The sequence below is a fragment of the Pseudomonas agarici genome, from assembly GCF_900109755.1.
GTDB classification, from domain to species: domain Bacteria; phylum Pseudomonadota; class Gammaproteobacteria; order Pseudomonadales; family Pseudomonadaceae; genus Aquipseudomonas; species Aquipseudomonas agarici.
In genome coordinates this window covers 91107-116395 of sequence record NZ_FOAR01000008.1, presented here as the reverse complement: position 1 = coordinate 116395, position 25289 = coordinate 91107, and the positions used below count along the sequence as shown (strand labels likewise).

19 protein-coding genes and 4 pseudogenes are annotated in these 25289 nt (G+C 54.1%); 13 read left to right on the top strand and 10 right to left on the bottom strand.

Going from position 1 to position 25289, the window contains the following annotated elements; translation table 11 throughout:
• Nucleotides 1–75 precede the first annotated feature (75 nt).
• From BMX68_RS09915 to BMX68_RS09905, 3 genes are read left to right on the top strand one after another with little or no spacing between them, the layout of a single operon-like run.
• The gene (locus BMX68_RS09915; protein ID WP_167375424.1) at nt 76–2310 is read left to right on the top strand and encodes a lysylphosphatidylglycerol synthase domain-containing protein; all 2235 of its coding nucleotides are present in this window, start codon (nt 76–78) and stop codon (nt 2308–2310) included.
• Nucleotides 2311–2335: 25 nt separating this feature from the next.
• Nucleotides 2336–3466, top strand: coding sequence for a glycosyltransferase family 4 protein (locus BMX68_RS09910; RefSeq protein ID WP_060782558.1), 1131 nt, complete (start codon nt 2336–2338; stop codon nt 3464–3466).
• Complete coding sequence (locus BMX68_RS09905; RefSeq protein WP_074862087.1) at nt 3463–4428, top strand: UDP-glucose 4-epimerase family protein; 966 nt, start codon at nt 3463–3465, stop codon at nt 4426–4428. The genes BMX68_RS09910 and BMX68_RS09905 overlap by 4 nt, the downstream gene beginning before the upstream one ends.
• Before the next feature lie 439 nt (nt 4429–4867).
• On the opposite strand, the gene BMX68_RS09900 is transcribed toward BMX68_RS09905, so the two are convergent.
• The 4 genes and pseudogenes from BMX68_RS09900 to BMX68_RS25140 form a co-directional block, all read right to left on the bottom strand.
• Entirely contained in the window at nt 4868–5365 is a 498-nt protein-coding gene (locus BMX68_RS09900) for an acyltransferase (protein WP_074862084.1), read from the bottom strand.
• Nucleotides 5366–5738: 373 nt separating this feature from the next.
• A pseudogene (locus BMX68_RS09895) lies at nt 5739–6656 on the bottom strand (IS3 family transposase); the annotation flags it as partial.
• A gap of 2 nt (nt 6657–6658) precedes the next feature.
• Nucleotides 6659–8008, bottom strand: coding sequence for an IS110 family RNA-guided transposase (locus BMX68_RS09890; protein ID WP_017133934.1), 1350 nt, complete (start codon nt 8006–8008; stop codon nt 6659–6661).
• Nucleotides 8009–8231: 223 nt separating this feature from the next.
• Nucleotides 8232–8492 (bottom strand): annotated as a pseudogene (locus BMX68_RS25140) (transposase); the annotation flags it as partial.
• A 368-nt stretch (nt 8493–8860) separates the two neighbouring features.
• Here BMX68_RS25140 and BMX68_RS09880 point away from each other — a divergent pair.
• The 3 genes from BMX68_RS09880 (at nt 8861) to BMX68_RS09870 (ending at nt 12397) form a co-directional block, all read left to right on the top strand.
• Complete coding sequence (locus BMX68_RS09880; protein ID WP_017133936.1) at nt 8861–9880, top strand: MraY family glycosyltransferase; 1020 nt, start codon at nt 8861–8863, stop codon at nt 9878–9880.
• A gap of 77 nt (nt 9881–9957) precedes the next feature.
• Nucleotides 9958–11952, top strand: coding sequence for a polysaccharide biosynthesis protein (locus BMX68_RS09875; protein ID WP_017133937.1), 1995 nt, complete (start codon nt 9958–9960; stop codon nt 11950–11952).
• 112 nt (nt 11953–12064) lie between these two features.
• Nucleotides 12065–12397 (top strand): ComEA family DNA-binding protein, encoded by a 333-nt coding sequence (locus tag BMX68_RS09870; protein WP_017133938.1) that lies wholly within the window; start codon nt 12065–12067, stop codon nt 12395–12397.
• Between the two features lie 80 nt (nt 12398–12477).
• Here the strand turns inward: BMX68_RS09870 and BMX68_RS09865 are convergent, their stop codons facing one another.
• On the bottom strand, nt 12478–13038 hold the full coding sequence (locus BMX68_RS09865) for a TetR/AcrR family transcriptional regulator (RefSeq protein ID WP_017133939.1): 561 nt from the start codon (nt 13036–13038) through the stop codon (nt 12478–12480).
• A gap of 163 nt (nt 13039–13201) precedes the next feature.
• Between BMX68_RS09865 and BMX68_RS26345 the strand changes: the two are divergent.
• Nucleotides 13202–13360, top strand: a pseudogene (locus tag BMX68_RS26345) (GntR family transcriptional regulator); the annotation flags it as partial.
• Between the two features lie 389 nt (nt 13361–13749).
• Here BMX68_RS26345 and BMX68_RS09855 read toward each other — a convergent pair.
• Complete coding sequence (locus BMX68_RS09855; protein WP_017133940.1) at nt 13750–13917, bottom strand: DUF2897 family protein; 168 nt, start codon at nt 13915–13917, stop codon at nt 13750–13752.
• 299 nt (nt 13918–14216) lie between these two features.
• On the opposite strand from BMX68_RS09855, the gene pyrF reads away from it, so the two are divergent.
• Nucleotides 14217–14915: an orotidine-5'-phosphate decarboxylase gene (gene pyrF / locus BMX68_RS09850; protein WP_017133941.1), complete on the top strand. Its 699-nt coding sequence runs from the start codon at nt 14217–14219 to the stop codon at nt 14913–14915.
• 115 nt (nt 14916–15030) lie between these two features.
• Here the strand turns inward: pyrF and BMX68_RS09845 are convergent, their stop codons facing one another.
• On the bottom strand, nt 15031–16035 hold the full coding sequence (locus tag BMX68_RS09845) for an NADP-dependent oxidoreductase (RefSeq protein WP_017133942.1): 1005 nt from the start codon (nt 16033–16035) through the stop codon (nt 15031–15033).
• A gap of 248 nt (nt 16036–16283) precedes the next feature.
• Between BMX68_RS09845 and BMX68_RS09840 the strand changes: the two genes are divergently transcribed.
• The 4 genes and pseudogenes from BMX68_RS09840 (at nt 16284) to BMX68_RS26740 (ending at nt 20801) form a co-directional block, all read left to right on the top strand.
• Nucleotides 16284–17045 (top strand): SDR family oxidoreductase, encoded by a 762-nt coding sequence (locus tag BMX68_RS09840; protein ID WP_017133944.1) that lies wholly within the window; start codon nt 16284–16286, stop codon nt 17043–17045.
• 249 nt (nt 17046–17294) lie between these two features.
• Nucleotides 17295–18719 carry an aminotransferase-like domain-containing protein gene (locus BMX68_RS09835; RefSeq protein ID WP_074862083.1) on the top strand — a complete coding sequence of 475 codons (1425 nt, stop codon included), beginning with the start codon at nt 17295–17297 and terminating at the stop codon, nt 18717–18719.
• A gap of 72 nt (nt 18720–18791) precedes the next feature.
• Nucleotides 18792–19940: pseudogene (locus BMX68_RS26745) on the top strand (HAMP domain-containing protein); the annotation flags it as partial.
• On the top strand, nt 19920–20801 hold the full coding sequence (locus BMX68_RS26740) for a methyl-accepting chemotaxis protein (protein WP_439896038.1): 882 nt from the start codon (nt 19920–19922) through the stop codon (nt 20799–20801). The pseudogene BMX68_RS26745 and the gene BMX68_RS26740, both read left to right, overlap by 21 nt.
• 37 nt (nt 20802–20838) lie before the next feature.
• Here BMX68_RS26740 and BMX68_RS09825 read toward each other — a convergent pair whose 3' ends face one another.
• Nucleotides 20839–22029, bottom strand: a complete 1191-nt coding sequence (locus BMX68_RS09825) for a benzoate/H(+) symporter BenE family transporter (RefSeq protein WP_017133947.1) — start codon at nt 22027–22029, stop codon at nt 20839–20841.
• Between the two features lie 230 nt (nt 22030–22259).
• On the opposite strand from BMX68_RS09825, the gene BMX68_RS09820 reads away from it, so the two are divergent.
• On the top strand, nt 22260–23024 hold the full coding sequence (locus BMX68_RS09820; RefSeq protein WP_017133948.1) for a GntR family transcriptional regulator: 765 nt from the start codon (nt 22260–22262) through the stop codon (nt 23022–23024).
• A gap of 91 nt (nt 23025–23115) precedes the next feature.
• Here BMX68_RS09820 and guaD read toward each other — a convergent pair whose 3' ends face one another.
• Entirely contained in the window at nt 23116–24420 is a 1305-nt protein-coding gene (gene guaD, locus BMX68_RS09815) for a guanine deaminase (protein WP_017133949.1), read from the bottom strand.
• A gap of 22 nt (nt 24421–24442) precedes the next feature.
• Entirely contained in the window at nt 24443–25282 is an 840-nt protein-coding gene (xdhC, locus tag BMX68_RS09810) for a xanthine dehydrogenase accessory protein XdhC (protein WP_017133950.1), read from the bottom strand.
• Between the last annotated feature and the right edge of the window lie 7 nt (nt 25283–25289).

The window sequence follows — 25289 nt, the reverse complement described above, 5'->3', positions numbered from 1 at the left end:
TTATAGGGGACAAGTAAGAGGCGGATATTTTAATGATTTTGGCGAGATAGCTTGAAATATGATTAAGGGATGAATATGAAAATCTTTAAAAAAAATAGACGTTATATTGTTTTTCTTATTTCATTGTTATTGATTGTTTGCTTGTTTGGCCATTTCGGTCCAGAAGAAATATATACTCAATTAAAGGAATTTCCTCTGCTGCTGAACGTAGGGGTGTTTTTAATGATTATGGCGAATGTGTTGGTAGTTATTTATCGCTATTGGCGTATTCTGTCGTGTGTCGGATTTCGCTTACCTTGGAGTCTTGTGTTTCGTGCAAGTACAGCCGCTAATATCGCGTCTTTATTGATAATCCCATTATTTGGCCAAGTAGCAGGTCGCCAAGCAGTTTTACAAAAAGCCGGAGTTAGTGCTGTCGAAAATGCTGTTATTGCTGCCTACGAACGTGTTTTGGTTGGTGGTATCAGCGCGGTGCTTGCGTTTATTGGAGGAGTTTATTTGCTGGGAAATATAGTCAGGGACTATGCTGTTCTAATTCCTTTCAGTGAAATACTTCCAATAATATTGATCGCTATTTTTTTTACATTATTTTTTTCAATTAGTCGTTTTGAGTTATCTCTTTATCAGGCTCTATTTTCACTGAAAAATCTTGTACGGTTTATAGAACTTATACTGATTACTCTTTTTAGTTCTCTATTAATGCTCAGTAGTTTTTCGGCGCTTTTCCATTTTATAGCACCCAACGCAGATTGGTTATCAATTTTTTCGGCGGCAGCTGTTGTTTCATTTGTTGCTGGGTTGCCAGTAAGTTTTGGTGGCTGGGGGTTGCGTGAAGCATCATCTATATACATTTTAGGCCATTTAGGTGTTAGCTCTGATAAGGCCTTAGCTGCATCTATCTTGTGTGGGATCCTATCTATCGGTGCGATTATTTTTGTCGCTCCATTTGCATTAATAGGTAGTCGAGTTGTTGCAGGTAGCAATGTGTGGTCAGAATCGATTAACTCCTATCGTACAACAGATAGCAATATCAACATTGAGTCCGCAGCCGCCTGGATTTTGTGCTTTTCAGTTTCGTTACTGATTCTTTTTCAAGTTCATGTAACCGTCGGTAGTTCAACAATAAACGTAAATCTCGCCGATCCTTTTGCGGTTTTGGCGTTATCAGTTGTGTTGTTAAATTCTTTTTTTAAACGAAGACTTCCTCTTTGGTATGTGCCTCATTTCAACGCTCTGTTATTGTTGATGTCGAGTATCTTGGTTGTGGCTTTTTTTCATGGATGGTTAAAGTTTTCAAGTAGTTCTTGGGCAGTCAGCAAGATTTTTGGTTGGCTGGTTTTACTCGGATTCTTAGCGTCGGGTTATCTTGCCGCTTCCTATCATGGTGCTCGAGGGAGCAGACGCATAATTGAAGTCATGGTGACAGTTCTTTGTCTTGTTTTGCTTTTTCAGATAATTTTTCGAGTTTTACATGTTATTAATATCATAGACTGGAAAGGTTTTACATACTCTTTCGAAGGTTATTCTGGGAATCGTAACGCACTCGCGTTTCAGATTTTAGCCGTTTTTGCCGCGTTCATTGGTTTGCTTCCGATGTACAAGAATAAAAATTTAAAGTTTTTTCCTCGTATTAGTTGTGAATTTCTCTTGACTTCGGTTCTGGGGTTGATGATCGTAGGTTTATACTATACATCATCGCGATCGGGTATCGCTGTTATGTTCCTGTTACTCGTATTTTCATGCCTTACTGGGATGGCAGATTTTAAAATTATTTTGAAGGCATTGATTATTAGTGTCTCGATATGGCTGATAGTTTTATGTTTTCCGAACTTGGCTGACTCAGATTATGCGGCTCTCCCTATTCAGGTTCAATCAGGATTTTCTGAGGCACCGAGTGATCTAGTTAGATGGTCGCTAATTAAGCAGTCTATCATGGAGTGGTTGGATTCCCCCATTTTTGGACAAGGATTGGGCTATTTTTTCATGAGGAGTCCTGAGCTGATTGGGTTTCCCATAATTATTCACAACACAATTTTTTGGTTGTTAACTGAAACGGGAATAGTTGGAGCCGTAGGTTTTTTACTTGCATTATTTTTGATCGTAAAACATTTAGTTGTCGATAGATCAAATAAACTTCGAAGTAACTCTGCAATTTTACTGATTTTTTGCTTTGTGTTGATGAGTCTATTTCATGAGGTGCTCTATCAACGGATTTTTTGGTTTGTCTTTGGAGCGTTAATATCTGTTCGGTATTCCGCTTATGTTCCGTTACAAAAAAATAAAAAAGCCAGTTTTTTGAATTTGTTATAATCGACTTTATCTTAGGTGTATAGATATGAGCAAAATTCTTTTGATTGTTGTAAATGATCCGAGATTTTTTCTATCTCATCGTCTTGAAATCGCACAGAGTGCGAGATCAAACGGTTACATAGTTAATATTGCCAGTATGGGAGGAGAGGGCGTTGATACTATTCGCGGCCTCGGTTTTTTACATCATGATCTCCCATTTTCGAGAAGTGGTAAAAGTCCAACGAGAGAACTTTTGACCTTGTATTTTGTCTGGCGGTTGTTGTGGAAGCTAAAGCCAGACTTGTTGCATCTTGTCACCATAAAACCTGTCCTATATGGTGGGATTGCTGCTCGTTTAGCCCCTGTAGGTGGTGTTGTTGCGGCAGTGTCTGGGCTTGGCTTTGTATTTTTATCTCGTGGTACTAAGTCCATGGTACTACGCAAGTTGGTAGTTTTTCTTTATAAAGTTGCATTCGGTAAACGGAATTTAAAAGTTATATTTCAGAACGCGGATGATCGCGATATGCTTATTTCACTAGGAGTGTTGAAGGAGGCTCGAACTGCTTTGATTCGAGGGTCGGGTGTCAATTTGTCTCATTATGAGAGCAGTTTTGAAAATCCCGGAACGCCGATCGTATGCATGGCCTCCAGGCTTTTGCACGATAAGGGTATCGTAGAGTACATTGATGCTGCTCGATTACTAAGAGCACGCGAGATCGATGCCACGTTCCAGTTGATTGGTGATGTTGATCCGGGCAATCCCGCAACAGTAAGTTTTGATGAACTGCAATTATGGAAAAAAGAAGGAGTCGTTCAAATTTTGGGTTTTCGTAAAGACATTGCAAATTTATTTGCTAACGCCCATATCGTGACGTTGCCATCGTATAGGGAGGGGCTGCCGAAGGTGCTCGTTGAGGCGGCAGCTTGTGGCCGAGCAGTTGTAACTACTGATGTGCCTGGTTGCAGAGATGCAATCGAACCGGGGGAGACAGGCTTATTGGTACCTGTCCGGGACGCCGAGGCTCTTGCCGAGGCTCTGGCGTTATTGATCACTGACTCTACTGTACGGCGGAAAATGGGTAACGCAGGGCGATTATTAGCCGAACGTGAATTTTCAATTGAAAAAATAGTTCAGCAGCACTTAGATATTTACCGTTACCTGGCGCTTAATGTATGACTGGGAAGGCAAAGGTACTGATTACTGGGGGATCTGGATTCGTCGGCAGCGCTTTGATAGACAGATTGTTGGCGTCTAATAAATTTGAGGTCCTAGCTCTAATTCGACGAAAGGATATTAGTTTTCCAAAAAAGGTTACGGTGATTTCATCATTGCCCGATACAGTTTTCGGTGTTGAGTTTTTTCCACGTGAATGCGATTGTGTGATTCATGCAGCTGCGCGCGTTCATGTTATGAGTGAGTCTTCGATCGATCCGCTTGCGGTGTTCCGGAAAATTAATGTCGACGGGACGTTAGAAATAGCCCGTCAGGCTGCCGCTGCTGGAGTTCGACGATTTATCTTTATCAGTTCGATCAAGGTAAATGGAGAAAGCACTTTTCCTGGTAGACCTTTTTTTGCGGATGATTTACCGAATCCAATTGACCCCTACGGAATTTCAAAAATGGAGGCTGAGACAGGTCTTCGAGATATAGCACTGAGAACGGGCATGGAGGTAGTAATTATTCGACCTGTATTAATATATGGGCCAGGTGTTAAGGCGAATTTTCATCGGATGATGAATTGGCTGAATAGGAGGCTGCCACTACCGTTGGGATGTATTAATAATAAGCGTAGTTTGGTGGCGCTAGATAATCTTGTTGATTTAATATTTACCTGTATTGTGCATCCTGCGGCTGCCAATGAGATATTTTTGGTTAGCGATGATGACGATATGTCTACGACGGAGCTGCTAAAGAGATTAGGTCTAGCGCTAGATTCCCCAGCACGATTATTGCCTATTCCTCAGTCGTTGTTTGTTTTAGGTGCAACATTGCTAGGACGGCGTGACGTTGCTCGTCGTCTTTGTTCATCTTTACAGGTTGATATTAAAAAAAATCTCGATATCCTTGGCTGGTCACCACCGAAGTCTGTAGATGAGTCTCTTGGAGAAGCCGCTTTGTCGTTCAAAAAAATTCGCTAGCAACACAATTGTTGTAGTCGTGGGATGAAATAAAAATTAATATTTTTTTATTTTTTAATTCACTTTTTTGATATCTTTTTTCTTACTGATTTTTCAGCACTATACGCAGAGAGGTGGTCTGATTGATATTCCCACTAATTGGAGTTCCCTCTATTAGCCGATTCGACGCGTTATTTTACTCTTGCTAAGCATTGCTGCCCTGGAGCTAGTCGCCAAAAAAGTGCCGTGCTCATGGAGTAAATGGGAACTACAACGCATATGCAAATCTCGTGCATCAACTCATACTTCTTCCGGATACTTGATTAGTCTCATTTAACTGTGCCTTTATCCGTTCGCTGTGATCAGTTCGCGGGAAGGTTTTATCCAAAAAATCGCGCCCGCATCGGGCGCAGAAAAAATATCTATCATTTTTTTAGCGTCTAACCAAAAAAAACAAATATTAATCTATATCTAATCTGTTTGAATCCGAAACTAATCGAATTTTCTTTGCAGGATTACCAAATACTAAGGTGTTATCAGGCACATTTTTAGTAACGACTGAGCCGGCGCCAACCATCGAATTTTTTCCGATGATAATTCCGGGCAAGATGGTGCAATTTGCACCAAGAGATGCCCCTTTTTTTACAGTTATGCGAAGAAATTTTTCGGGATAAATTTTGCTTCTTGGAAACATATCATTTGTAAAGGTTACATTGGGACCAATAAATACGTCATCCTCTATGGTTATACCGTCCCATATTTGAACGCCACACTTTATCGTAACTCTGTTTCCAATTAATACATCGTTTTCTATAAAAACATGGTCGCAAATGTTGCATTCGCTACCAATAACGGCATTTTTTAAAATATGCGAAAATGCCCATATGTTAGTGCCTCCTCCTATATTTTTTGACTCGCAAATTGCTCTCTCATGTACAAAATATTCTTTTTTAAACATAACTTAATCGTCTCCGCGATCAGCTTAAGGGGTTTATCAGCAATGTGACTGCATAGGGGTTAGATGAAATCTCCACCAATGTGGGGTACTACAAACCCGCTAACAACATGGGGAATTTTCGCTTACTATTGTATATCCGATAAACGGTTCTACGACAGTAGTACTTCGAAATCATTAAGCGCTGTCGTCGGCGACAGCTATTCCAGTACGTGACATTAGCACGTATCTGTCTTCTGAGCGTTGACACTCACAGTTTCGATCAGACCATAAATTTTTGCTCTGGTGATCGCCTTTTTGACGAACGAAGCTTTGCTCTAAACGGGTTCTGGGGGCGTATCTGATCAGTACCCTCCGTTAAACCTGTCTGTAGTGGTCAACTAATTCCGGACACCTCGATAGGTAATTTCGATGCCATCGCCCGCTCGTAAACGGTCGGTGGCAGATACCCCAGTTTCGAGTGCAGCCGTTCGTTGTTGTAAAATCCAACGATGTACTCGGTGATGTCACGTATGGCCTCGCCATGGTTGGCGTAGTCACGGCGCCATACACGTTCCATTTTCAGGCTCAGGAAGAAACGCTCCATCACGGAATTGTCCCAACAATTTCCTTTGCGACTCATGCTCTGCTGCATGCCATTTCGTTCCAGCAGCGCTCTGTAGCTCGTGCTTGCATACTGACTCCCCCTGTCCGAGTGGGCGATCAGTCCCGGTGCCGGCTGGCGCTGGGCAATAGCCAGTTGCATGGCGTTGCATACCAGCTCGGCAGGCATGTTTGGGGCCATGGACCAGCCCACGATCTTACGCGAGAACAAGTCCAGCACCACGGCCAGGTACAGCCAGCCACTGCGGGTCCGGATGTAGGTCACATCCGCCACCCACGCCTTGTTCGCCGCCTCGGGCTCGAACTGACGATTCAGTACATTCTCTGCAACCGGTAAATCATGATTGCTATGCGTGGTGTGCACAAATTTACGCTTCCAGGCCGAACGCAAGCCGTTGGCTCGCATCAAGCGGCGGATTTTATAAAGACCTATCTGCATCCCCTTGGCGTGCAGGGCTTTGCGCAACGGACGACTGCCGTAACAACCGCCACTTTCGCTAAACGAGGCCTTGAGCTGTACCGTGACGGGGCAAATCGATACGGGCGCCTCGGCACGTTTACGGGCTTCGTAAAAGCCAGATCGACTGACGCCCAGTACCCGACAGACGTGAGCCACCGAATAAGCCTTCTGTTGCAACTGCTGAACCAGGTGGTAGGTCACTTCAGCTCGCGGGCAAAGAAGGCTGTAGCTTCCTAAGAAACACCCTCCGTTGGCTGAAGAGTGAAACCAAATTCGGCAGCACGGCGATGTAGACCCTTTACGACCCGCTCCCGATATCTCTGTTCATACTGGTCTGCTCCGGGGTCTTGATAGCTCATACCGAAACGCATCGCGTTGTAGAACAGAATCGCAATTTTTCGGGCGGTCGCGGTGACTGCTTTGGCTTTTCCGATTCGAGCTGCAAGGCGTCTATAGAAGGCCCCAAGCGCAGTACTCGTTCTCCCTACTGTGACAGCAGCCAAGCGCAGGTGGGCAGTAACTCGATTCTTGGTTTTCCGAGTATGAGCGGAAAGCACCTTACCGCCGCTGATCCTACATCCCGGCGCAAGCGTCAACCACGAAGTAAAATGATGACAAGTGCGCCATCGGCTCAGATCTGTACCGCATTCGGCGACCAGCCGCAGTGCCAGAAAGGGGCCAATGCCATGTATTTGCGTGAGGTCTACGCCGACCAGTTGATAGAGCAACGTGCGAACATCGAAGTTAAGTGCATTCGGTTGCCGGGTTTTATGACGCGGTTTAGGCAATGGTTCTGACGGACGCAACTTTTCCTGTGAAAGCTTGATGAGCACTTGTGCAATTTGCTGATCGCAGATGAGGAGCTGCGCTTGGTACGCATCATACATTGTCAGTGCTTGTGACAGGGCAAATATGTGCTCCGGCTGATAATTACCGACTAGCGCAGCCTCAATGACATCGATACCCGCTTTGCAGCGGGTATCGCTCATGGCAGCCAATACTGACGGGCTTCGCTCACCGGCCACTATGGCCCGAATTATTCGCATGCCGGTCACTCCGGTGACATCCGCCACGACATGGTGCAGTTGCAGATTCATATGGGTGAGCGCTTTTTGCATGTGCTGAATATGTGCGGCCGCGTAGTCAAGGTGGCGCTCTCGTAATCTTAAATAGCTGCGTAAAGCCGAGATTTCGCGATCTGGACGGAAGCTAGCTCGAAGCAATCCGCAGGAATGGAGTCGTTGAATCCACTGCGCATCATTCACGTCGGTTTTACGCCCTGGCACTGCGCGAGCATCTCGGGCATTAGCAAGTACTACATGAAGTCCGTGCGTTTCGAGTATCTCGTAAACCGGAATCCAATAAACGCCGGTCGACTCCATGGCGACTGTCGAGATGCCGAGACTCACCAGCCAATTAGCCATCCGCTCAAGATCAGCGGTGAAGGTATTAAAGGTTTGAATCGGATCTCGCGCGCGATCAGCTGGAACGGCGACAACATGAAAGCGTGAGCCGATATCAATGCCGGCCGCTCGAGTATTAATTACCGGTAACCCTCTGCTTTTTAAGTCAGACTTTTTCATACGCACCTCCAGTCAAGGGCAGGACTGGACGGGGACTCGGATCAAATCACATTCCTAAACGGGGTCATGAAAGCGCCACCACTAACGGGTCCGCAGCTTCCCCTGGGTCAAGTTTTTTGACGGGGACTTAGCCTCCAAAAAGCCAGCGACCACTGTCCAGAAATGTAAGTGTAGTACGTAGTGTTTCTAGCCAAATGGGCCGCGGAGTGCCGGGGAGGCGGTTTTTTAGGACATCGTTGTCCATCTTGAGCTGCCGGTTCTCTTGCTCCAACTGCCGAATACGCTGCTGCTCAGGTGTCAACGGCTTACCGATCCCGGCTTGCCCCAACTGCTCCGATTCATACTGTTGGACCCAGCGTCGAACCGCCGAATCGACCAGATTGAGATCCCGGCAGACCTGTGAAACGGCCAACCCCTGGTCCGTGATCATTTTCACGACTTGCAGCTTGAAGCTGTCGTCGAATGTCCTGCGTTTGTCGGTCATGAAAAACTCCTCGATAGATATATTTTCCACCTATCGGGGTGTCCGGGGAAATTAAACCACTACAAACCACTGCAGATCTCATTGATTCTCTCAAGTCCGAGCTTGAGCGGCTGACCGCTGCGAATCTCAATGACAATTCGGTTTCCTACCTCGCCCCTTTAAGCTGAGCAATACAGACTTGCCTTGAGACTCAATTACGGCAAGGCTGGAGTCATCACCTAGCCGCAGAGATGAGGCCGACCGCGAGCTTCCAGCAGACAGATCCCGACGCACCATCGCAATGTTGCGTAGAATAGTGGATTGAGTTCGCAGGCTTCATTCTTTATCTTGGCTTGCTTGTGGCCAGCGTTTCAGGAATTTTGAACTAGATGATGATTTTGCTGTTGTGTGCGTTCGTACTGGTCTCCTCATTAATGTTGACCGGCATGTTACGCCGATATGCGCTAGCGCGTAGTTTGATAGATGTTCCCAATGGGCGTAGCTCTCATTCTGTTGCGACGCCTCGTGGTGGCGGTGTGGCGATTGTGCTTGGTTTCTTGATTGCGCTGTCGGTTTTAGCCTGGATAGGCATACTGCCATGGTCAGTGTTCTGGGCGCTTTTTGTGGCCGGCAGTGCTGTCGCAATAGTGGGTTTTCTCGATGATCATGGGCATATAGCCGCCCGTTGGCGTCTATTGGCTCATTTTCTCGCCTCTTTTTGGATGCTGTTTTGTTTGGGCGGTATGCCGGCTATCAATTTCTTCGGGGCAGAGGTGAGTTTGGGATGGCTGGGTCACATCCTGGCCGCCTTTTACTTGGTGTGGATGCTCAACCTCTATAATTTCATGGATGGAATTGACGGGATTGCCAGTGTTGAAGCTATTTTCGTCTGTTTCGGTGCCTGTCTAGTCTATAAAATTGCTGGATACGAAGGTTTGGTCTGGGCTCCGTTGTGTTTGGCACTGGCCGTTGCCGGTTTTCTTTATTGGAATTTTCCCCCTGCGCGAATTTTTATGGGGGATGTCGGTAGTGGTTTTCTAGGCATCATGATGGGAGGTCTTTCTCTCCACGCCGCTTGGCATGCGCCTCATCTGCTGTGGGTATGGTTGATTTTTCTGGGAGTGTTTATCGTGGATGCGACTTTTACGCTTGGACGGCGGTTGCTTCGTGGAGACAAGGTTTACGAGGCTCACCGCAGCCACGCCTATCAATTTGCCTCGCGTCAGGCCGGTCGTCATTTACCCGTCACGCTGGTGGTGCTCGGGATCAATGTCGTTTGGTTATTGCCTATCGGTTTGTGTGTCGGCCTGTCTGTATTGGATGGTTTTACTGGATTAGTGTTGGCTTACGCCCCTTTGGTGCCTCTCGCCGTCCGATTTCATGCCGGTGAGTTGGAGAAGGTTGTTTAAACTGTCATGGTCAGGGACGCGACTAAGTGATGGTTGATTCAGGGGGAGGTATTTTGCAGGCAAGCTACAGAGGGATTATGGATAAGATACGAGCCTATTTGGTAGGTCTTCCGCGTCGAAAAAAGCGCTTTTTGCAGGTGGTAACCGATACCGTCATGGTCTGGTTGGCGCTGTGGATGGCGTTTGTTGTTCGCCTGGGGATAGATGATTTGATCAATCCATTTACCCAGCATCGCTGGCTATTTATTGTAGCTCCGATTGTTGCGATTCCTCTTTTCATTCGATTTGGCCTTTATCGGGCCGTGATGCGTTATTTCGGCAATGATGCGCTGATTGCTATTATCAAGGCAGTAAGCCTGTCCTCGCTGATCCTGGGCGTGGTGGTCTATCTCTATAGTAATCACCAGACTGTCGTTCCTCGGTCCATCATGTTCAACTATTGGTGGTTGAGTTTGATCATGGTGGGCGGCCTGCGCTTGGCAATGCGTCAGTACTTTTTAGGGGATTGGTTCGAGGCCGCTCAGCATATGCCCTTTGCCAGCCGTGATAATGGCTTGCCCAAGGTTGCAGTGTATGGGGCCGGCGCTGCTGGCAATCAGCTAGTCGCTGCATTGCGCATGGGGCGTGCGATGCAGCCCGTTGCCTTTATTGACGATGACAGCAGCATTGCCGATCGCTGTATTTCAGGGTTACAGGTCTACAAGCCCAGGCATATCCAGCAGATGATCGATGCCACGGGAGCCCAGGAAATTCTACTGGCGATTCCTTCCTCTTCCCGGGGCCGGCGCCGTGAGATTCTCGGCCTGCTGGAGGGCTATCCTTTGCATGTGCGTAGCGTGCCCGGTTTCATGGATCTGGCAAGCGGGCGAGTCAAGGTTGATGATATTCAGGAAGTCGATATCGCCGACCTGCTCGGGCGCGATGCCGTGCCAGCACAGGCTGAATTGCTCGAGCATTGTATCAAGGGGCGGTCGGTGCTCGTAACCGGGGCCGGCGGCTCCATTGGTTCGGAGTTGTGCCGGCAGATTCTTGCCTTGCGCCCAACAACGCTTCTGCTCTTCGAGCACAGTGAGTTCAATCTCTACAGTATTTTGTCGGAGCTCGAACGACGCGTGGCCCTTGAATCGCTGTCCGTGCGCTTGCTGCCGATCCTTGGGTCGGTGCGTAATCCAGACAAATTGCTGGCAATCATGAAAACCTGGCGTGTGGAAACGGTCTATCATGCGGCGGCCTATAAGCATGTTCCCATGGTGGAGCACAATATTGCCGAGGGTGTGCTCAATAATGTGATCGGTACGCTGAACACCGCTCAAGCAGCATTGCGGGCGGGCGTGGTGAACTTCGTGCTTATTTCCACCGACAAGGCCGTGCGTCCGACCAATGTCATGGGCAGCACCAAGCGACTGGCCGAGATGATCCTCCAAGCCCTCAGTCGTGAGTTGGCGCCGGTGCTCTTTGGTGATTCGAGCAAAGTATCGTGCGTCAACAAGACCCGCTTTACCATGGTTCGATTTGGCAATGTGCTGGGTTCGTCGGGTTCGGTTATTCCGCTGTTCCACAAGCAGATCAAAGCGGGAGGGCCTCTGACGGTGACTCACCCGAAGATCACACGTTACTTCATGACTATCCCTGAAGCGGCCCAGTTGGTTATCCAGGCCGGCTCGATGGGGCAGGGTGGCGATGTGTTTGTCCTGGACATGGGGGAACCGGTCAGAATTGTCGAGCTGGCTGAAAAGATGATTCATCTTTCCGGCCTGAGTATTCGCTCCGACAGGAACCCTCATGGTGATATAGCTATCGAGTTTTCCGGCTTGCGGCCTGGAGAAAAGCTTTACGAAGAGCTACTGATCGGTGACAACGTGGCGATGACCCAGCATCCGATGATCATGACCGCCAGTGAAGATCTGCTTTCTTGGGAGACACTCAAGTTGCGTCTGTCCGAATTGCTTGTGGCTGTCGAGAGTGATGATTACGCGCGTGTACGTCAGTTATTGCGTGATACTGTCAGTGGGTATGCTCCGGACGGCGAGATAGTGGACTGGATCCATCAGCAACGACATATGGACTCCTGAAGCTACACACCCGGTAACGGCGCTACTTTTGACAAGGCTCCAGCAGCATCTACGTTTAAAAAGCAGCTTCGGAAAAGCTGCTTTTCTCTTACGATGCCATGGAGTGTCACCTATGCGTACAGGTTTTTTCCCCTCTCTATTGTTAACCGTTCTGCTCGGTGCCGCTGGCGCCATCAGCGCTGCGCCGGTTACGCAAGCCAGTCAACAAGCCACACCCACCAACCAGGCAACGCTTTCCACAAAGGCTGGCAAGGTCAACCTCAACACCGCCGATGCCGAAACCATCCAGCGCGAACTCTCGGGTATTGGCGAAGCCAAGGCCCAGGCCATCGTCGCCTATCGGGAGGCGAACGGACCTTTCTCCTCGGTGGACGAGCTGCTTGAGGTCAGGGGAATCGGTAAGGCAATTCTCGACAAGAACCGCGACCAGTTGGGGATCAACTGACAGCAGTGATCTAGTGTTCGAGACCGGTCCAGGGATCGGTCTCTTTTCCTTCGGCGGTTCTGCTTGGGCGGGTGCAAGCCTTACTCCACCTGATCCTTCAGATGCGCCTTGGTCACGTCCAGAATCTTTTGCGCCAACTCCGCATCTTCCACACTGCGCGACAGCACTAGTGCCCCGACCAGCGTCGCCAGCATCACGATACTTTGATCCTGTGCATCCGGTCCGCCGCCTAGCGCATCTTCGACTTGCTTGAGTCGAGACTCGATTACTGTATCGGTCGTCGAGCTCGGTGCTCCACGTTGTCCCAACTCCGAGCACATGGTCGGCAACGGGCATCCGTGTTCAGGCGTTGTCAGGTGCCACTCGGACAGGTAACTGTCGATAAATGCCTGCACCGGCCTGTCCTGGCTGAACAACATGTCACAGTGCACATCAAGTTCCGCCGCAGCTTCTTGCAGGGTCTTTTCGACCAGTTCGTCCTTGGATTTGAAGTGCGCGTAGAAGCCGCCATGGGTCAAGCCCAGGGCTTTCATCAAAGGTTGCAAGCCGCTGGTGCCGATACCATCGCGGCGAAAGCGGGCTGCCGCCTCCTTGATAATGCGCTCATGGGTCTGAGCTTTGTGATCTTGTGAATAGCGCACGGCCGAATCTCCAAATCTATAGCCAATGATAACTATGACTTGTCGAGGAATCGCCACTTTTTTTTCTGTCTATTTCAACATTATTCAACGTTAGATTGAAAGGTTTGGCATGAATAGTGGGCTTTCCTTGATTGATGATCGTTGAACAATCCCGGATGTCACGATGAACATACAACTTTCCCTTGCCGATCAGATCACTTAGGAACGACGGACAGATATTATCGGAGAGTGTCTGTTGCCAGGGATGTGGCTGGTTGAAAGCGATCTGGTCAGCAGCTGCAACGTTTCGCGCAATACTATTTGCGAGGCGCTTGCCCGTGTATACAAACTATCCCGCAGCCTAGTGGCCTGTGTGGTTAGTTCTATGAGTCAATTTCGGCGCCCTAAATCCCTGGCTTGCGTTGCTGTTACTCGCCATAGCCCGGCTATGACTCGTCACAGCGCCTTAGCCATGAACTTATGGCATCCGAACTTGAGCTAACGAACTCACCGTACAGGCCACTAGTCGGGTCAGCAAAGGTTCGGTCCTGCAGGTGGGTGACTTCAACGTCTGGAATGTCAACGATCCGCATGAGCGGCGGTGGGCCGCGAATTATCGGCTGGAAGCGGTGCTGCTCGAAGGTTGCGGCCAACCCGAGCGTGCAGGCTATATAAGGTCAGCCTGGCTTGCATATCGCCCGGGCGGCGTGGGAGTGAGCGTAGCGCGCGATTTCAGCGATCTTGCGCGTCCTTGGCATCAGCCTCCGCGTTGCGCTGCTGGACGCGTTTGCGCTGCTCGTCGGTGAGCTCCACTTTGGTGGCGGTGTCGCGCAGCATCATCAGGCCGCCGACGATGGAGCCGACGGCAATCACGATGATTAACCAGGCATACCAGGGCATAAGGTTCTCCTTGATGGGCCGACCCCGCACGAGCGGTTCGTGCGGGAGGCCGGTCCTTGCCATTTTGAGTCATGGGATTTCTCTGCGATTCAATTGTAAGCTTGTTCTACCCCGATAGCTCTTACAACCCGGTCAGCCGCGCAGGCACGGGTGTGGCGGACGTACCGGTGACCGGAGTGGGCGCTAGCTGGGGGGGGCTTTATGGCACAGGGTCGGCACATTTGCCGATCACCGGGTCCCGATCAGCCTCGGCTTGCGCTACAATCCGCGCCGATTTCGACTTGCCTGAGAGCCCATTCATGTCCGCCTGCCAGACGCCTATCATCGTCGCCTTGGATTACCCCACCCGTGACGCCGCCCTGAAGCTGGCCGATCAGTTGGACCCGAAACTGTGCCGGGTCAAAGTCGGCAAGGAACTGTTCACCAGTTGCGCTTCGGAAATTGTCGGAACCCTGCGCGACAAGGGTTTCGAAGTGTTCCTGGACCTCAAGTTCCACGACATTCCCAACACCACCGCGATGGCGGTCAAGGCGGCCGCGCAAATGGGCGTCTGGATGGTCAACGTCCATTGCTCCGGTGGCCTGCGCATGATGGCCGCCTGTCGTGATGTGCTCGACCAGTTCAGCGGCCCGAAACCGTTGCTGATCGGCGTGACCGTGCTGACCAGCATGGAGCGTGAAGACCTGGCGGGTATCGGCCTGGATGTCGAGCCACAGGTGCAGGTACTGCGCTTGGCGGCCCTGGCCGAGAAGGCCGGGCTCGATGGCCTGGTGTGTTCGGCGCTGGAAGCCACGGCCCTGAAGAGTGCGCATCCGGGCCTGCAACTGGTGACTCCGGGGATTCGTCCGGCAGGCAGCGCCCAGGATGATCAACGGCGGATTCTGACGCCACTCCAGGCGCTGGAAGCCGGTTCCGACTACTTGGTGATCGGTCGGCCAATCAGCCAGGCGGCGAACCCGGCCCAGGCCCTCGCGGCGGTGGTGGCCGAGCTGGCCTGATCTTGCAGGTGTGGGAGCGGGGCTGGTCGGGACGAGGAGCCTCGCTTAGAGAGGGAGAGCCGTCACTGAGATGCGGCTAAGCTTCGCTTCCACACCTCAGTGACGAGCGATCCGTTCAGACCTTCAATACCAGCTTGCCGAAGTTCTCGCCGCTGAACAATTTCATCAGCGTCTCGGGGAAGGTCTGCAGGCCTTCGACGATATCCTCTTTGCTCTTGAGCAGTCCTTTGGCCATCCAGCCGGCCATTTCCTGTCCGGCGGCAGCGAAACGTGGCGCATAATCCAGGACTACGAAACCTTCCATGCGTGCGCGATTAACCAGCAGCGCCAGGTAGTTGGCTGGGCCCTTGACGGCTTCCTTGTTGTTGTACTGGCTGATGGCGCCGCAGATCACTATGCGAGCCTTGAGGTTCAGACGGGTCAGCACCGCATCGAGGATATCGCCGCCGACATTGTCGAAATACACATCGACACCCTTAGGGCACTCGCGTTTCAGGCCGGCCTGAACGTCTTCGTTCTTGTAGTCGATGACGCCGTCGAAGCCCAGTTCCTCGATCAGGTAGCGGCACTTCTCGCCTCCCCCGGCAATCCCGACCACATGGCAGCCCTTGAGCTTGGCAATCTGTCCGGCAATGCTGCCCACGGCTCCGGCAGCTGCGGAAATCACCACGGTTTCACCGGCTTTCGGCGCACCGACATCGAGCAAGGCGAAGTAGGCGGTCATCCCGGTCATGCCCAGTGCCGACAAATAGCGTGGCAGTGGCGCCAGTTTCGGATCGACCTTGTAGAAACCTCGCGGCTCGCCGAGGAAATAATCCTGCACGCCCAGCGCACCGTTGACGTAGTCACCGACCGCAAATCCTGGGTTGTTCGAGGCAATCACCTCGCCGACCCCCAGCGCGCGCATCACCTCGCCCAGGCCCACCGGTGGGATATAGGACTTGCCTTCGTTCATCCAGCCGCGCATGGCGGGGTCCAGGGACAGGTATTGGTTGCGGACCAGGATCTGGTTCGTTCCCGGTTTGCCCACCGGGACTTCCTGGTAGGTGAAGGTGTCTCGGGTCGCCGCTCCGGCTGGGCGTTTGGCCAGCAGGAATTGACGATTGTTCTGGGCGGGCATGGCAGGCACTCGAAACGATCAATGAAGCCTAGTAGATAGACCCTGATCGGCACCCCGGCAAGTTTTGCCTGCCTGGCGAATACGTGGCGATCCATTTCGATGATGATGCTTACCATTGTTATCACCGCAGCTTATCAAGGCGGTGCATGAGGCGATAACCGGCCTTGCGATACTGCTGCTGCACGGAGTCGTACAGGCCACTAGACTCGGCCCAGGCGATCATTCAGGTATTCAGCGAGGAGATAACCATGAGTATGACGTTTTCCGGCCAGGTGGCCCTGGTGACCGGCGCAGCCGCAGGAATTGGTCGGGCAACCGCCGTGGCTTTCGCCGCCGAAGGCTTGAAAGTGGTGGTGGCCGACCTGGATGTGGTGGGGGGCGAGGGGACCGTCGAACTGATTCGTGCCGCCGGTGGCACTGCGATCTTCGTGCGCTGCAATGTGACCCAGGAAGCCGATGTGCAGAAGCTCCTTGAGCAGACTATCGACGTCTATGGCCGGGTCGACTACGCCTTTAACAATGCCGGGATCGAGATCGAAAAGGGCAGGCTGGCTGATGGCACTCTGGACGAATTCGACGCGATCATGGGGGTTAATGTCAAAGGGGTCTGGTTGTGCATGAAATACCAGTTGCCATTGATGCTGGCCCAGGGCGGCGGCGCGATCGTCAATACGGCATCGATTGCCGGTCTTGGTGCCGCGCCGAAAATGAGTATCTATGCCGCTTCCAAGCACGCGGTGATCGGTTTGACCAAATCGGCGGCGATTGAATACGCGAAGAAGAAAATCCGTGTCAACGCGGTATGCCCGGCGGTGATCGACACCGACATGTTTCGTCGCGCCTATGAGGCCGATCCGAAGAAAGGCGAGTTTGCCGCGGCGATGCACCCGGTCGGACGTATCGGCAAGGTCGAGGAGATTGCCAACGCGGTGCTCTACCTGTGCAGTGACGGTGAGGCGTTCACCACCGGCCACGCCCTGGCGGTCGACGGTGGCGCCACCGCCATTTGATCTGTCGTGCTGTTCGCCGCTGCCTGTAGTTCCCCGGTAAAAGAACCCGCCAGTGCGAGTTTTTTTATGTCCGGCAGTGTGGCGCATACCGTCGGTAGATTCGTTGGTGCCTGTCAGTCGAGCGCTGCAGGCCACGGTGTACGGGGCTTGAAGAGGCACGCGAGGAGGCTTTTTGTGCAAGCTGAGGTACGGGGCTTTTGTGTTTAACTGTTTAACTAGAAATAACCGTGCTTTGGAGCGTTACACACAATGGATCTGGAAATTGATCGGCAGGCACCGGTGCCCGTCGTGCAGCAAATCGTCACCGCGATTGTCGAATGGACCCGGCTGAATCGGGCCTGTCCAGGGACGCGTTTGCCGTCGGTGCGGCAGTTGGCCAAGGAAAACTCTCTCAGCCAGGCCAATGTGACACAGGCTTATGAGCGCCTGGTCATGCAGGGCGTGCTGGCCTCACGCAATGGTTCGGTATTTATTGTCGCCGACAGCGGCGCGGCATCCTGTCAGGGCGCCGAGCAAGAGTGGTACGAGGGGCTGGAAGCGCAGTGGGGAGCGTTCAGCGAGCATCCGCTGGGGGAATTGAAACTGGGTTGTGGCTGGATTCCCCAGGGTTGGCGCGAGAGCGACGATATCGGTTATGCAGTGCGTGAAATCAGTCGTACCCAGATGCAAGGCCTGTTCCACTACAGCACCCCATTGGGCTTGCCCGCCTTGCGCCAGCAATTGCACAAGTGCCTGACACAAAAAGGCATTCAATCCAGCGATGGCGAGGTCCTGACCACTCTGGGAATCACCCAGGGCCTCGACCTGCTGGTGCGCACGCTGCTCAAGCCGGGGGATTGTGTGGTAGTCGAGACCCCGGGTTATGGCAATCTCTACAAACTCCTGGGCTTGCAGGGCATCGAATTGCTCGAAGTGCCCAGAACGCGCACGGGGCCTGACATCGAGGTGCTGCGCACGCACTTGCATCAATATCGCCCGAAATGCCTGTTCGTCAACAGCCTCTATCACAATCCGACGGGCAGCAGCCTGACCCTTGCGGTCGCCATGCAGTTGTTGCAGTTGGCGCAGTCCGAGGATTTCCTGATTGTCGAGGATGGCGTCTTCAGCGATCTGCAGAGTGGCCCAGGGGTGCAGTTGGCGGCGCTGGACTCCCAGCAGCGGGTCATTTACCTCGGCGGTTTCTCGAAGACCCTGAGTAGTTCGTTGAAGGTCGGATTTATCCGCGCTCACGCCGGGCTTATCCGGCGCCTGGCCGAGGTGAAGATGATTACCAGCCTGGGGGCTTCGCGATTTGCCGAGTGCGTTGTGGCCACACTGCTGGCCAACGGTGCCTATCGCAAACTGGTGCAGCGCCTTCGCCAGCGGCTGGGCGCGGAAATGGCCATGACGCTGGACCTGCTCGAAGAGACCGGCTGGGAAGTCTTCAGCGAGCCCTCCGGCGGTATGTTCGTTTGGGCGCGCAGTCGGCGTTACAGTCCTACTCAGGTTCGGGCCGGTGCCCACAAACTCGGAGTATTGCTTGCACAGGATGCGGTTTTTACTCCTGAGGGAACTTCCTCGGGTTGGCTGCGGATCAACGTGGCTTATGTGGCGGATCAGCGAGCGCAGAAATTCTTCCGCTTGCTGGGCGATGCCGAATCGACCTCGACCATTCTGAAAGCGACGCGGATGTAGCTTTTGGCCATTATTGCGACGGCAAAGGCTTGTGCTGCACCGATGGTGGTTGCGAATCTGCACGATTCTTGAATGGCTTGTAAGCCTTCAGCATTCGAACGGGGATTAAACACCATGATTTCTGCCGTGCAAGGACGTTTTGCCAACCTGGGTATGGCGAAGAAGCTGGGTATCGGTTTTGCCCTGGTATTGCTGCTGACTGCATGGGTAGCGGCAATCGGCGTCTGGTCCTTGCAGGCCATCAGTCTGCGTTTCGACGGACTGAAACAGATGTCCTCGCTCAACAGCAGCCTACTCAAGGTGCGCCTGCTGGAGCAGGACTATGCTCTGCATTCGGACCCCAAGACGGTCGATGCGCTGCGTGAGGGCGCGGATGCTCTGGTGGCACAGGCGCAGGCCCTCAAGGCGCAATCAGTGGCCAACGTCCCGGTGATGACAGATGTCGAGCAGGCCTTGATGGCCTACCGCAAGGCGTTCGACGAGTTTGTCGAGCTGACCCAGGCCAAGGACCTGGCGTTGGAAATGGCCAGTTGGTCAGTGTCTAGCGTGGCCAACAACCTCGATGTGCTGCAGGCCGGCCTGGCCGATGACGGCAGCTATGGGCTCAAGCAAGCCCAGAGCAAGGAGGGCGGTGAACTCATCGAGCAGGCTGGCCAGGTCAGCCACGTTTCGAAGTTGATGTTGCAGGCGATGAACGAGGCGCGGGTGCGTCTTGATCAAAGCCGCAAGGGTGACGAGGAAAACCAGAACCAAGGCAAAATCGAACAGGCGGATCAGGCATTGGCCGAGGTCGAGCAGCTCAAGACTACGGTCAAGGACCCCGGCTACCAGACGGTACTCAATGAGGTCGGTGGCCATATCGCCAGCTTTAGCGAAAAGCTCAGCGAATACACCGCTCTGCTGGAGCGGGAAAAGCAGGTCTACCGGCAATTGAACGAGCGTGCGGCCCAAGTGGTCGAGCGGGTCAATCAGGCCTACGCGGCTGAAGATCAGTCGATGCAAGCCGAGTTGAAAAAGAACTCGATACTGATCATCGGTTCTTCCGCTCTGGCCTTGTTGGTCGGCCTGGTGGCGGCATGGTTAATCACTCGCCTGATTGTCGCACCGCTGCGCAGTGTGATCCGGGTCGCCCAGCAGATTGCCGCTGGAGACCTGACCGGCACGGTGGAGGTCAAGCGCCGCGACGAGATCGGCCAACTGATGCAAGCCATGCAGCAAATGGGGGCCGGCCTGAGCGGTATCGTCAGTGGCTTGCAAGCCGGCATCGAACAGTTGGCGACTTCCGCGCATTCCTTGTCGGCGGTAGCCGAACAGACCAACCTGGAGGTCAGCACCCAGAAGGAGGAAACCGAGCAAGTAGCGACGGCGATGAACCAGATGACCGCCACGGTCCACGATGTGGCGCGCAATGCCGAAGAGGCCGCGCTGGCGGCACAGACCGCCGACGACAAGGTCGACAACGGCCAGCAGGTGGTGCGCCAGAGCATGCAGCGCATCGAGCAACTGGCCGAATCGTCGAATTTGGCTAGTTTGAGTATCGAAAGCTTGAGTGCGGAAATCCAGAATATCGGCACTGTACTCGGTGTGATCAAGAGCGTGGCCGAGCAGACCAATCTGTTGGCGCTCAATGCGGCCATCGAGGCGGCCCGTGCCGGCGAGCAGGGGCGTGGTTTCGCGGTGGTGGCGGACGAAGTGCGGGCGCTGGCCAAGCGTACCCAGCAGTCCACCGAAGAGATCGAGCGGTTGGTTAGTGCCTTGCGCTCAGCCGCGCAGTCGTCGGTGCAGCAGATCCGCAGCAGCGACGAACTGGTCAAGCTGGCGGTCAGCGATGCGCTGCAGACTGAAGGCGCGCTGGGCAGCATCGCGACAGCGGTGTCGCTGATCCAGCAGATGAACCAGCAGATTGCCGCGGCCGCCGAAGAGCAAAGTTCGGTGGCGCAGGAGATCAATCGCAGCGTAACCAGCATTCGTGCCAGTGCCGATCAATCGGCGCTGGCGATGCAGGGCAACGCCGCCTCCAGTATCGAACTGGCGCAATTGGGAATGGAACTGAAGGGCATGGTCGGGCATTTCCGCATCTGATTGGTAGAGCGGCGAGCGTGCAGACCGCTCGCTTTCTTCAGGCCGAGCGCCAATTGAGGATCAGCAATGTCAGCACCCCCGCGATAATCCCCCAGAATGCCGAGCCCACCGAAAATAGAGTTAAACCCGACGCGGTGACCATGAAAGTGATCAGCGCCGCTTCGCGTTCCCTGGGTTCGCTCATCGCAATGCTCAGGCCGTTGATGATCGAGCCGAACAGTGCCAATGCCGCAATCGACAGCACCAGTTCCTTGGGCAGCGCGGCGAACAGCGCCGCCAACGTCGCACCGAATGTCCCGGCAATCCCGTAGAAGATCCCGCACCACACTGCTGCGGTATAGCGCTTGCTTTTGTCTTCATGGGCATGGTGCCCGGTGCAGATCGCCGCGCTGATGGCCGCCAGATTGATCCCGTGGGAACCGAACGGTGCCAGCAGCAGCGAAGCGATACCGGTCACACTGATCAGGGGCGAGGCCGGCACGTTGTAACCATCGGCTCGCAACACGGCGATGCCCGGCATGTTTTGCGAGGTCATGGCCACCACGAACAGCGGAAGCCCGATGCTGATGGTTGCCGCTAGCGAGAACGACGGCGTGGTCCAGACCGGTGTCGCCATCTCCAGGTGAAACCCACTGAAATCCAGCAAGCCCAGCCACCCGGAAAGAACGGTGCCGATCAGCAGTGCCGCGAGCACCGCGTAACGCGGCGACAGACGCTTGACCACCAGGTAGGTGACGAACATCCCCAGCACCAGGCTCGTGCGGTGCTGGGCGGCGACGAAGATTTCGCTGCCGATCTTGAACAAAATGCCGGCCAGTAGCGCCGCTGCCAGCGATGAGGGCAGGCGCTTGACCAGACGTTCGAAGCTACCGGTCAGGCCACAGATCGTCACCAGCACCGCGCAAGTGATATAGGCGCCGATCGCTTCGCCATAGGTGACGCCCGACAGGCTGGTGATCAGCAGTGCGGCGCCAGGGGTCGACCAGGCAACCGTCACGGGGGTGCGGTAGCGCAGGGACAGGCCGATACTGCAGATCGCCATGCCGATGGACAGCGCCCAGATCCAGGATGAAATCTGTCCGTTGCTCAGGCCGGCGGCTTGCCCGGCCTGGAACATTAATACCAGAGAACTGGTGTAGCCGGTCATCATCGCAATGAAGCCGGCGACCACGGCACTAGGCGAGGTGTCGGCCAGCGGGCGCAAGCGCGCTTGAGTGATGTCGGTCATGGCGGGGATCCTTGTTCTTGAAAAAGCTGCTTGAAAGCGGGCGTGGATAGCCCTTGCAGCCTAAACGCAAAAGCAGCGGTTGATTGCAATACAGCCGATGCCGCAAATGGCCGTACAGTCGTGTTGGCTACAAGGATTGTGTACAATGTGCGCTGATTTTTCGCGATATTTTCAGCGACCCACTGGGCGGTACAAAGTCCATTCGCCGCCGTTTTCCGACTCGAGTGCCCATGAACGAACAGTCGCATCCCCTCAAGAAGCAACCGCGAGCAGGCAAGGCAGGTCGCGGCGCAACCCAGGACGATATTGTCTACACGCATATTTTCGAGGCCATCCTCGAACAGCGCCTGGCGCCTGGTACCAAATTGAGCGAGGAGTCACTGGGAGAGATTTTCGGGGTCAGCCGGACCATTATTCGCCGTGCGTTATCGCGCCTGGCTCACGAGGGCGTGGTACTGTTGCGACCGAACCGTGGCGCGGTGGTGGCCTGCCCGAGCGTCGAGGAAGCTCGCCAGGTGTTCTTTGCCCGGCGCATGGTGGAGAAGGTAATCACCGAACTGGCGGTGCAATATGCGACGGCTGAGCAACTGGCGCAGTTGCGGCAGATGGTCCACGACGAGCGCGAAAGCTTTTCTCGTGGCGATCGCGGGGCCGGGATCCGCCTGTCCGGCGAATTTCACTTGAAGCTGGCGGAAGCGGCGAAAAATGCGCCGCTGATCAGTTTCCAGCGCAGCCTGGTCTCCCAGACCTCGCTCATTATTGCCCATTATGAAAGCGGTAACCGCTCGCACTGTTCCTACGACGAGCACAGCCAACTGATCGATGCCATCGAGGCACGGGACACGGCCCTGGCCGTGGACCTGATGAAGCACCACATGGACCATATCGACAGCAAGCTTAACCTGGCCGAAGAGAGTGCCTCGGACGATCTGCATGCGGTGTTCTCGCATCTGCTGCTGGCGAAAAAGTCGGGACGGCCAGTGGCAAAGCTATGATCGGCAGTCGCTCTTCGAGCCAAGGATGATCTTGAGTCGAGCAGGGGATTGCGACTAGCCCGCTCGTTACAGTTCAGTGGTGTTCTGTCTCTTATCGTTGGTGCACCAGGTTCCCTGCCGCATAGGTCTGCTTCACCGTCCGGTCATCCCCCAGCGTCATCAACACGAACAGCGTCTCGGCGAGGGTCTTGGCCGGCTTCAGGCGATAGCTGAGCAGCGGCGTGGCGTGGTAGTCCAGCACCAGGAAGTCGGCATCGCTGCCGGCCTGCAGGGTGCCGATCCGTTCCTCCAGGCGCAAGGCCCGGGCGCCGCCGAGGGTTGCCAGGTACAGTGACTTGAACGGACTCAGCCGCGCTCCCTGCAACTGCATGACTTTGTACGCCTCGTTCAGCGTCTGCAGGATCGAGAAGCTGGTGCCGCCGCCAACGTCTGTGCCGACCCCGACATTGAGCTTATGTTTCTCGGCCATTGGCAGATTGAACAGGCCGCTGCCAAGAAAGAGGTTGGAGGTCGGACAGAACGCCACCGCCGAGCCGGTTTGTGCCAGCCGTGCGCACTCGTGGTCGCACAGATGCACGCCATGGGCAAACACCGAGCGTTCTCCCAGCAAGCGATAATGGTCATAGACGTCCAGGTAGCCCGCACGCTCCGGGAACAGCTCCTTGACCCATTGCACTTCCTGCAGGTTTTCACTGATATGGGTTTGCAGGTACAGATCCGAGTATTCGCCCAGCAACTGGCCAGCAAGGGTCAGCTGTTGCGGGGTCGAGGTCGGGGCAAAGCGCGGTGTCACTGCATAGTGCAGGCGACCCTTGCCATGCCAGCGCTCGATCAGCACCTTGCTTTGCAGATAGCTCGATTCGGCGGTATCGGTCAGGTAGTCCGGAGCATTGCGGTCCATCATCACCTTGCCGGCGATCATTCGCAGGTCGAGTTTTTCCGCCGCCTCGAAAAAGGCATTGACCGACTGCGGGTGCACGCTGCCAAACACCAGCGCAGTGGTGGTGCCGTTGCGCAGCAGCTCCTTGATGAAGATGTCCGCGACTTCCTCGGCGTGGGCCGGATCGGCGAACTGGCTTTCGCAGGGGAAGGTGTAGGTGTTCAGCCAGTCGAGCAATTGTTCGCCATAGGCGCCGACCATACCGGTTTGCGGCAGGTGGATATGGGTGTCGATAAAGCCTGGGGTGATCAGCGCATCGGTGTAGTGGCTGATGTCGATATCGGTCGGCTGCGTGGGTAGCAGTTCGCTGGCGTGGCCGATAGCGCTGATCTTGCCGTTCTCGACCACCAGCAGGCCGTCCTCGAAATACTCGTAGGAGGCATCAATGCCGACTTCGGCAGGGTCGGCGATGCTGTGCAGGAGGGCGGCACGGTAGGCTTTGCGGGTCAGGGGCATGGTCTGTCTCAAGGCGTGGCTTTCAATTCATAGCTTTGCGGCCCGAGGCCGGCAGCAGCGTGGCAACGGCTTCGGCACTCGCGGTGTGTTGGCCGAAATTCGCGTTATAGGTGGCGATGACTTCGCCGGCGATGGAGATGGCGATTTCCATGGGTAACTTGCCCTTGATCTCGGCCAGCCCTATCGGGCAACGCATGCGTTGCAGCGCCGCGTCGTCGTAGCCGCGTTCGCGCAGGCGGTGTTCGAACTTCAGCCGCTTGGTCTTCGAACCGATCAGGCCGAAGTAGGCGAAGTCGTTGCGCTTGAGGATCGCGGCACTGAGTTCCAGGTCGAGCGGATGGTGATGGGTCATGACGATGCAATAGCTGCCGGCAGGCAGATGGGCGATTTCCTCCACCGGTTCGTCGCTGACGATCTTGCGCACGCCGCTGGGGATCTGTGGCGCAAACGCCTGCTCCCGCGAGTCAATCCAGCGCACCCGGCAGGGCAGGTTGGCGAGCAGGGGCACCAGGGCGCGACCGACATGGCCGGCACCGAACACCGCGATCTCAGCCTGGACCTGACCCAGCGGCTCGAACAACAGCACCGCGACCCCGCCGCAGCACTGACCGAGGCTGGCGCCCAGGCTGAAGCGCTGCAAGTGGGTAGTCTGCTGGCCGCTGGCGAGCAGGTCCCGGGCGATCTGCGTGGCCTTGTATTCCAGGTGGCCGCCGCCAATGGTATCGAAAGTGCCGCTGGCGCTGACGAGCATTTTCGAACCGGCGTTGCGCGGCGTCGAGCCGAGCTCCTCGATAAGGGTCACCAGCACGCAGGGTTCACCCTGGTAGCGCAGGTCGGCGAGCGCACTGATCCAGTCGTTCATAGGCACC